1 protein-coding gene is annotated in these 1,926 nt (G+C 69.6%); it reads right to left on the bottom strand.

The window, feature by feature from the left end; translation table 11 throughout:
• Positions 1-1,926: hypothetical protein (locus tag HR086_RS46460; protein WP_174468868.1), on the bottom strand; the 1,926-nt coding region annotated here is incomplete at both ends.

The raw sequence follows: 1,926 nt of genomic DNA, 5'->3' as shown, positions 1-1,926 counted from the left end.
GACGTGGGCGACGTCGGGGTGGGCGGACGCGTCGGTCCTTCCTGGGCGTTCTCCGACTCGAAGGTGCGAAGCGCGCGCTTCCAGGCGGACGGGACATTGGTCAACGCTTCGGTGGCGCGCGACACCGCTTGCGTGTGCTCGCGCACTCGCGCCGTCTCCTCGGCCCGTGCCATGGCCGACTCCCACGTCGTCCCCTCCAGGGCGTCTTGCGAGGCACGCATGGCGTCCGTGTCCACCTTCAACCCGTCGAGGCTGCGAGCGAAGCGCGCCAGGCCGTCAAAGCCCGTCCAGGAAATGAGGCTGCTCAACGCGTGGATGACTTTCTGCACCGCGCCGACGATGAGGTTCCACACCCAGCCGATGGCACGCGCCACGGCGAGGATGACGGTGGCCACGAACTTGAGCACGCCAAACAGGGCCTTCATGACGGGCCCCACCAACTGGCCCAGAGGGTCCATCAACATGACGAAGAACTTGCCCATCTGCTCGAAGAGAGGCGCGAGGCCCTCCAGCAGCTGCCCGACAAGAGCAATCAGCGGCGCGAGAGGCTTAATCGCATTCCCCATCATCTCGAAGACGGGTGTCAGCGCGGAGAACAAGCCGTCGATGACGAGGGAGATGGCGCCCAGGAGCGGCTGGAGCGGCTCCAGGAGCGTCCCCAGCGCATCGGCCACCTGCTGAATGATGCCGTTGGTGGCCTCGATGACGCCCTTGAATCCCTCGGACTGCATGAGCAGCTCCGACACCACGGCGATGATGGCGCCATAGGCACCACCCGCTTGAAACCCTTGCAGGCCCGCGTTGATGAGGTCGCCCAGCTGGCCCAGTCCGCCGAGGAGACGGTTGACGATTCCCTCGCGGGCGCTCTCCATGGCCGCGCGGGCGCTCTCCATGGTGGCATTGGCCGCGTCAGCCAGGGCCTCGGACTCGCGACGCACCTCGCGAAACGCGGCAGCTCCGGCGGCTTCCTCGGCGCGGACGCTGGCGACGAATTCGCGGTGCGACTCCTCGGCGGCTTGCTCTTGGAGCTTCGCCAGCTCTCGCGCCCGTGCGGCCTCTTCTCGCGCCGAGGACTCCAAGGCTGCCTTGTCCGTGGGGTGACGGATGCGGGCCTTGCCGGCGGAAGACGTGACGCCCGTCAGCTGCGCGACGAGGGCTTGAATCGCCTCGGTGAAGTGCTCCAGGTTGAGCGCGCGGGCGACGTCGGCGCCGAGGCGCTTGGCCCCAGCCGCGCTGGAGTTCAACCCGTAGGCAGCGCCCTCGGCCAACGTGCGCCCGGCCCCGGCCACCGCCGAGCCCACCGCTTCCGCTGTCTCCCTCGCCCCCGTCCAGAGCAGCTGGGCACCCTGCCCCAACGTGTCGAGGAGCTGCTGGCCGGTGAGAGTGGAGACAGCCGCGAAGGTGTCCGCAAGTTGGGAGAAGCCCGCCGCCCTCGCCACCGGCTCCAGCAGGCGCGAGACGCCGCGCACCAGGGCGGCCACGCGCTCCAGCATGGAAGCAGCGGCACGCCCGAGGAAGTCCCCGAGGGCCGCGAAGGCGCGGGCGTAGGCGTCCGCAATCCGCGCGGCCAGCTGCCCCAGCTTCTCGCCCAGGCCCCTGAAGAAGTCCGCGAGGCCCGTGCTGGAGTCCTCCCAGGCCGCGTAGACGGCGCCCGCGAGCAGCACCACTCCCGCCATCGCAGCGGCCACGGCGGCGAGCGGCACCAGCAGCGTCCCGAAAGAGAGGGCCAGTCGTGAGACGCTGCCTTTCACCGAGGGCGCGGTGGCCACCATGCCACCCATGGACTGCGTCACCTTGTCCATGCTGCCCGCGAGCGAGGCCAGCGCCGTGGACTTGTTCAACGCATTGAAGGCCGACAGCAACATGCCCGTCCCGGCGGCCAGTGCCTCGACGACGCCCGCCACCTTCCCCAGGGCCCCCAAGGCA

Origin of the sequence: Myxococcus sp. CA039A (genome assembly GCF_013336645.1) — a bacterium.
GTDB lineage: Bacteria > Myxococcota > Myxococcia > Myxococcales > Myxococcaceae > Myxococcus > Myxococcus llanfairpwllgwyngyllgogerychwyrndrobwllllantysiliogogogochensis.
Note: the sequence above shows the minus strand (reverse complement) of the source record. Positions and strands in the feature narration are given on the sequence as shown.